Source organism: Pantoea phytobeneficialis, assembly GCF_009728735.1.
GTDB lineage: Bacteria > Pseudomonadota > Gammaproteobacteria > Enterobacterales > Enterobacteriaceae > Pantoea > Pantoea phytobeneficialis.
Map to the genome: position 1 here is coordinate 903,981 of NZ_CP024636.1, position 6,727 is coordinate 910,707.

7 protein-coding genes are annotated in these 6,727 nt (G+C 53.4%); 1 reads left to right on the plus strand and 6 read right to left on the minus strand.

Annotation, left to right across the window (positions count from 1 at the left end):
- Positions 1 to 32: 32 nt before the first annotated feature.
- The 6 genes from proS to metN form a co-directional block, all read right to left on the minus strand.
- Positions 33 to 1,751, minus strand: a complete 1,719-nt coding sequence (gene proS / locus CTZ24_RS03990; RefSeq protein ID WP_208724855.1) for a proline--tRNA ligase — start codon at positions 1,749 to 1,751, stop codon at positions 33 to 35.
- Between the two features lie 91 nt (positions 1,752 to 1,842).
- On the minus strand, positions 1,843 to 2,550 hold the full coding sequence (gene tsaA / locus CTZ24_RS03995; RefSeq protein ID WP_208724857.1) for a tRNA (N6-threonylcarbamoyladenosine(37)-N6)-methyltransferase TrmO: 708 nt from the start codon (positions 2,548 to 2,550) through the stop codon (positions 1,843 to 1,845).
- On the minus strand, positions 2,547 to 2,948 hold the full coding sequence (gene rcsF / locus CTZ24_RS04000; RefSeq protein WP_021184647.1) for an envelope stress sensor lipoprotein RcsF: 402 nt from the start codon (positions 2,946 to 2,948) through the stop codon (positions 2,547 to 2,549). Before rcsF ends, tsaA begins: the two co-directional genes overlap by 4 nt.
- A gap of 128 nt (positions 2,949 to 3,076) precedes the next feature.
- Positions 3,077 to 3,892 (minus strand): MetQ/NlpA family lipoprotein, encoded by an 816-nt coding sequence (locus CTZ24_RS04005; RefSeq protein WP_013507969.1) that lies wholly within the window; start codon positions 3,890 to 3,892, stop codon positions 3,077 to 3,079.
- Between the two features lie 36 nt (positions 3,893 to 3,928).
- On the minus strand, positions 3,929 to 4,582 hold the full coding sequence (locus tag CTZ24_RS04010; RefSeq protein ID WP_013507970.1) for a methionine ABC transporter permease MetI: 654 nt from the start codon (positions 4,580 to 4,582) through the stop codon (positions 3,929 to 3,931).
- Positions 4,575 to 5,606 (minus strand): methionine ABC transporter ATP-binding protein MetN, encoded by a 1,032-nt coding sequence (metN, locus tag CTZ24_RS04015; RefSeq protein ID WP_208724859.1) that lies wholly within the window; start codon positions 5,604 to 5,606, stop codon positions 4,575 to 4,577. Before metN ends, CTZ24_RS04010 begins: the two co-directional genes overlap by 8 nt.
- A 188-nt stretch (positions 5,607 to 5,794) precedes the next feature.
- Between metN and gmhB the strand changes: the two genes are divergently transcribed.
- Positions 5,795 to 6,355: a D-glycero-beta-D-manno-heptose 1,7-bisphosphate 7-phosphatase gene (gmhB, locus tag CTZ24_RS04020; protein WP_208724861.1), complete on the plus strand. Its 561-nt coding sequence runs from the start codon at positions 5,795 to 5,797 to the stop codon at positions 6,353 to 6,355.
- Positions 6,356 to 6,727: the final 372 nt, after the last annotated feature.

Below are 6,727 nucleotides of genomic sequence, written 5' to 3' on the forward strand. Positions count from 1 at the left end.
AAAGCGCCTCTGGTCAGAGGCGCTCTGGGAGATTACTTGTTCAGGGCTTTTGCCAGGAATTCGACGATTTCGCTGTGCTTAATCATCTCTTTCTCGCTGGCGGAACGCGCTTTGTACTCGATCTCTTCATTATCGAGGTTGCGATCGCCGATCACGATGGTATGCGGTACACCAATCAGTTCCATATCGGCAAACATCACGCCCGGACGCTCTTTACGGTCATCCAGAATCACGTCAATGCCTTTGGCACGCAGCGCGTTGTACAGATCATCCGCGACTTCTTTCACACGGAAAGATTTGTGCATGTTCATTGGCAGAATCGCCACTTCGAACGGTGCCAGGGCTGCCGGCCAGATGATGCCACGCTCGTCATGGTTCTGCTCAATTGCCGCCGCCACCACGCGGGTGATACCGATACCGTAGCAGCCCATGGTCATGATTTGGTTACGACCATCTTCGCCTTGCACCGCCGCTTTCAGCGCATCGGAATATTTGGTGCCGAGCTGGAAGATGTGACCCACTTCGATACCACGTTTGATCAGCAGCGTGCCTTTACCGTCCGGGCTGGGATCGCCTTCCACCACGTTGCGAATATCTTCGACACGCGGTTCCGGCAAGTCACGGCCCCAGTTAATTCCAGCGAAGTGTTTGCCATCGATGTTGGCACCGGTGCAGAAGTCGCTGGTTTTCGCCACGGTACGGTCAGCAATCACCGGCATGGTCAGACCCACCGGACCGAGGGAACCCGGACCTGCGCCCAGAACCGCACGGATTTCGGCTTCGGTCGCCATTTCCAGCGGTGCGGCAACGATATCCAGCTTCTCCGCTTTCACTTCGTTGAGCTGATGATCACCACGCAGCAGCAGGGCAACCAGCGCATGGCCGCTCTCTTCGGTGCCTTTAACAAACAGCGTTTTGACCGTTTTCTCAATCGGCAGCTGATGCTGTTCAACCAACTCGGCGATGGTTTTCGCGTTTGGTGTGTCGAACTGCACCATCTGTTGTGTCGGCTGTGGACGTTCGCCAGCCGGGGCCAGAGCCTCAGCTTTCTCGATGTTAGCGGCGTAATCGGATTCGCTGGAGAAGATCACATCATCTTCACCGCTCTGCGCCAGCACCTGGAATTCATGTGAAGCGCTACCACCGATGGAACCGGTATCGGCCTGTACCGCACGGAAGTCCAGCCCCATACGGCTGAAGCTCTGGCTGTAGGCGCGATACATCGCGTCATAGGTTTCCTGCAACGATTCCTGCGAGGTGTGGAACGAGTAGGCATCTTTCATGATGAACTCGCGTGAACGCATCACCCCAAAGCGTGGGCGCACTTCGTCACGGAACTTGGTCTGGATCTGATACAAGTTGAGCGGCAATTGCTTATAAGAGCTCAACTCGTTACGGATCAGGTCAGTGACCACTTCTTCATGCGTCGGACCCAACACGAACGGGCGATCGTGACGGTCTTTAATACGCAGCAGTTCGGGACCATATTGCTCCCAACGGCCACTCTCTTCCCACAGATCGGCAGGCTGAACCACCGGCATGGAGATTTCAATCGCGCCTGCGTTGTTCATCTCTTCACGCACGATGTTTTCGACTTTTCTCAGCACGCGAACACCGGTCGGCAGCCAGGTATAAAGTCCTGAAGCCAGTTTACGGATCATCCCGGCGCGCAGCATCAGCTGGTGGCTGATAACTTCCGCATCGGAGGGCGTCTCCTTCAGAGTGGAGAGCAAATATTGAGTAGTACGCATTGATTACGATTCCAGTTATACGGAAGATCACTGACAAAAAATTTTGCTGGCGGCTAGTGTACCAGCGAGATCCGCCACTCAAAAGCGTGTTTTAGCGCGGATCGAGAGCGATCACCTCGGTGCCTGCCTCATCAATGCGCCAGCGCACATTAAAATCGAGCAGCCAGGCAGCATATTCACGATCTTCTGCCTCACCTTTGCGATAAGCAGGGCGCGGATCCTGAGCCAGTACATCGCTGATAAAGCGTGCCAGATGGGGGTGGTTTTTTTGTTGCTGTTGAATTTGCGTCAACGCCAGTGCAGAGAAACGCACCGGCATTGCTGCCTCGGGAGCCTGCTGGGCAAATCCGGCGCGTGCATCCGGTAAGGCTTCGGCAAACGGCAGATAAGGTTTGATATCGACCACCGGGGTGCCATCCACCAGATCTAAACTGCCCAACTGCAAAATGACCTGCTGCTTTTCGCAACGGATGCCTTTGAGTTCAACCAGCGACATACCAATCGGATTGGGTCGGAAGGTTGAACGCGTCGCAAAGACGCCCATGCGCGCATTGCCACCCAGGCGTGGTGGACGTACGGTGGGGCGCCAGCCGCCAGCCATAGTTTGATGAAAAACAAACAGCACCCACAGATGGCTGAACGCTTCAAGACCGCGAACCGCTTCAGCCTGGTTGTAAGGTGGCAGCAGATGCAGCTCACCGGTGCCATCCTGCACCAGACCCGGCTGGCGCGGCACGGCGAATTTCTCTTTCCACGGCGAATGAATTACGCCGATTTGCGCAAAGGCAAACTCACTCATTGATTGGCAACTTTCAGTGCAGAACCCTGACAGACGGCCTGACGATAGCAACCCGGAGTGCTGGAGACGATTTCGCACTTATGCAGCAGCACGGCGTTCGCCTTCATTCCCGCCGCTCGCAGTTGCAGGCGTTTACGGGCGGTATTGATATTTGGCGGTGAATCCTGGGTGCTGCTCTGGCAATCATCGCCAGACACTTCGCCGAGGTCACGGAAAGGTTTGCTGACCAAATCGGTCGCGTCCGTGTAAATCTTCACCGGGGCCGGACGGGGCGCAGGGCGGCGTTCCGGTTCGCTGGATTGCTGCTGCGGGTGCGATGAAGCACTGCTTATCGGGTGATATTCACGCACACACCCGGTCAGCATCAATGCCAACAAGCAGAGCGGTAAAAAACGCATGGCAACATCCTCATGTTTTAAAAAGTGGCGTTATTGAAACAAGGACAACCGTAAATAACAAGTCAGCTGCCACAACCGGCAAAAGAAAGGGCGGCCGAAGCCGCCCTGAATGGCATGAGAAGAGGGGATTACCAGCCCTTCACCGCACCACCGTTGAAGATTTTGTTCGCGGCTTCCGCGACTTCGTCAGACTGATAAGCCTGAACAAATTTCTTCACGTTTTCAGCGTCTTTGTTGTCTTCACGGCTAACGATCAGGTTCACGTACGGTGAATCTTTATCTTCAACGAAGATACCGTCTTTAGCCGGGGTCAGGCCAATCTGGCTGGCGTAAGTGGTGTTGATTACTGCCAGCGCAATCTGCTGATCGTCCAGTGAACGCGGCAACTGCGGCGCTTCCAGCTCAACAATCTTCAGGTTTTTCGGGTTCTCGGTGATATCCAGCGCGGTCGGCAGCAGGCCAACACCGTCTTTCAGTTTAATCAGACCCACTTTCTGCAACAGCAGCAGCGAACGACCAAGGTTAGTCGGGTCATTCGGGATGGCGATCTGAGCGCCGTTCTGCAACTCATCCAGAGATTTGATCTTTTTGGAGTAGCCCGCGATGGGGTAAACAAAGGTGTTACCAACCGGTACCAGCTTATAGCCACGATCTTTGATCTGCTGATCCAGATACGGTTTGTGCTGGAAGGCGTTAACATCGATATCGCCTTTGCTCAGGGCTTCGTTCGGCAGAACGTAGTCGTTGAAGGTGACCAATTCAACATCCAGGCCATACTTCTCTTTCGCGACTTTCTGTGCCGTTTCAGCAACCTGCTGCTCGGCGCCAACAATCACACCCACTTTAATGTGGTTTGGATCTTTGGCTTTCTGATCGCATCCGGCCAGCGCAATCACGCCAATCAGCGCGCCCACAGCGGCAATCTTTTTAAATGTAAAAGACATATCCTTTCCTTAATAGAGAATATTGATATTGCTTGCTTACTTATGGGACACAGCACGCACGATGCGGTCGCCACAGAATTGGATTAAATAAACCAACACCACCAACAGGACCAGAACGGTATTCATCACGGTGGCGTTATAGCCGATGTAACCATACTGATAGCCGATCTGGCCGAGTCCGCCAGCACCCACAGCACCACCCATCGCGGAGTAGCCAACCAGCGTAATCAAAGTAATTGTAGCGGCATTCACCAGCCCCGGCAGGGCTTCAGGCAGCAACACCTTGCGTACGATTTGCAGCGGTGTGGCCCCCATCGCGCGTGACGCTTCGATCAACCCGGTGGGCAGTTCGAGCAAGGCGTTCTCAACCATACGGGCGATAAACGGCGCGGCCCCCACGGTCAGCGGCACAATCGCGGCTTGTAAACCGATCGACGTTCCCACGATCGCGCGGGTAAAGGGAATCATCCAGACCAGCAGGATAATGAACGGGATGGAACGGAAGATATTCACCAGCGCCGAGAGTACGCGATACAACGCACCGTTCGCCAGAATCTGGCCGGGACGGGTGACGTACAGCAAAACGCCAACGGGCAGGCCAAGCACAAAGCCAAAGAAGCCGGAGACAAAGGTCATCATCAGCGTTTCCCAAATGCCACGTCCCAGTAGCCACATCATCGCTTCAGACATAACCCAGTACCTCAACTTTCACATGATTCTCTTTCAACCAGGCAATGGCGGCTTGCGTATCATTTTCGCTGCCGTCCATCTCGGCCAGCATAATGCCGAACTTCACGCCACCGGCGTAATCCATCTGCGCGCTAATAATATTGTTATTAACGTTGAAGCGACGTGCCGCTTCTGACAGCAGAGGCGCATCCACCGACTTGCCCGTGAATTCCAGGCGTAATAAAGGTACGGTGTCATTTCCTGGCAGGGCCGACATGCGTTGCTGGTAATCGTCAGGAATATCGAGATGCAGGGTTGACTGGATAAACTGCTGCGCCAACGGTGTTTTCGGATGAGAAAATACTTCGCTAACGCTGTCTTGCTCAATCAGTTCGCCATTACTGATTACGGCGACCTGATCGCAGATGCGCTTCACTACATCCATTTCATGGGTGATCAGCAGGATGGTCAGACCAAGACGGCGATTGATATCTTTAAGCAACTCGAGGATGGAACGGGTTGTTGCCGGATCCAGAGCGCTGGTGGCTTCGTCGCACAGCAGCACTTTAGGGTTGCTGGCCAGAGCACGGGCAATCGCCACACGCTGTTTTTGACCACCGGACAGATTCGCCGGCCAGGCATCGTGTTTATCCGCCAGGCCCACCAGGTCCAGCAACTCGCTGACGCGCTGTTTGATCTGCTCGCGAGAAAGATTGCCCAGCTCAAGCGGTAGAGCGACGTTGCCGAAGACAGTGCGTGAGTTCATCAAATTAAAATGCTGGAAAATCATGCCAATCTGACGGCGTGCCTGTGTCAACTGACCTTCGGAAAGTGCGGTCAGATCCTGACCATCGACCAATACCCGGCCAGATGTAGGACGCTCCAGCAGATTGACGCAGCGAATAAGTGTACTTTTACCGGCACCGGATGCACCGATGACGCCATAAATCTGTCCGGCAGGCACATGCAGGCTGACGTTAGATAACGCCTGAATGGTGCGTGAACCTTGCTGGAACACTTTGCTAATATTTTCGAGTTTAATCATTAGGTTAATTATTATCGTGTTGCGTTGTCCGTGGTGTTTCGGGTTTCATCTGGCTACGCCGTGTGAAATCTGGATGGATGGTAAGGCATCCAGACGGCTAAATCAATGAAAGTCATTCAATCTGCCATTCTCTCAGTATGCGCAATCATGCGATACTGACCGGCAATTTTTGCAGCAGGAGTTTCTACGTGGCGAACAAAGTCCCGGCTATTTTTCTTGATCGTGATGGCACATTGAATGTCGATCACGGCTATGTCCATGAGATCGATAATTTTCAGTTTATTGATGGCACCATTGAGGCGTTACAGGCGCTGAAAAAAATGGGCTTTGCCCTGGTACTGGTCACCAATCAGTCGGGCATTGCGCGCGGCATGTTTACGGAAGACCAATTTATGCAGCTGACGGAGTGGATGGACTGGTCCCTGGCGGATCGCGATGTTGATCTCGATGGTATCTATTTCTGCCCGCATCTGCCGGATGCACCGGTTGAAGAGTATCGCCAGCAATGTGATTGCCGTAAACCGCAGCCTGGCATGCTGCTGTCGGCGCAGAAGCATCTCCATATAGATATGGCGGCTTCTTATATGGTTGGCGACAAACTGGAAGATATGCAGGCGGCGCAGGCGGCTGGTGTAGGCACGAAAGTGTTGGTGCGTACCGGTAAACCGGTGACGGCGGAAGGCGAAGCGGCGGCGGATTGGGTGATTGATAGCCTGGCTGACCTGCCGGAACGTATTAAAAAGGGCTAAAAACGGGCCTTTTGCACAAAATTCAGCCGAACAGTAAAAAAGTTGAAATTTACGCTTGCGCTTCGTCAGAGTCTCCCTATAATGCGCCTCCACTGACACGGCAAAGCGGCAACGCAGACGGTCAGCGAGGGACGAAGTGATTCATCCCGCCAGAGAAAAATCTCGAAAAAGAGATTGACTCTGAAGGAGGAAAGCGTAATATACGCCACCTCGCGACAGACGGTTAACCCGCTGTTCGCACTGCTCTTTAACAATTTATCAGACAATCTGTGTGGGCACTCGCAGGATTGATATCAAAAGTCTACGGACTTAAAAAATATCAAGTCTCAAGAGTGAACACGTAATTCATTACGAAGTTTAATTCTTTGAGCA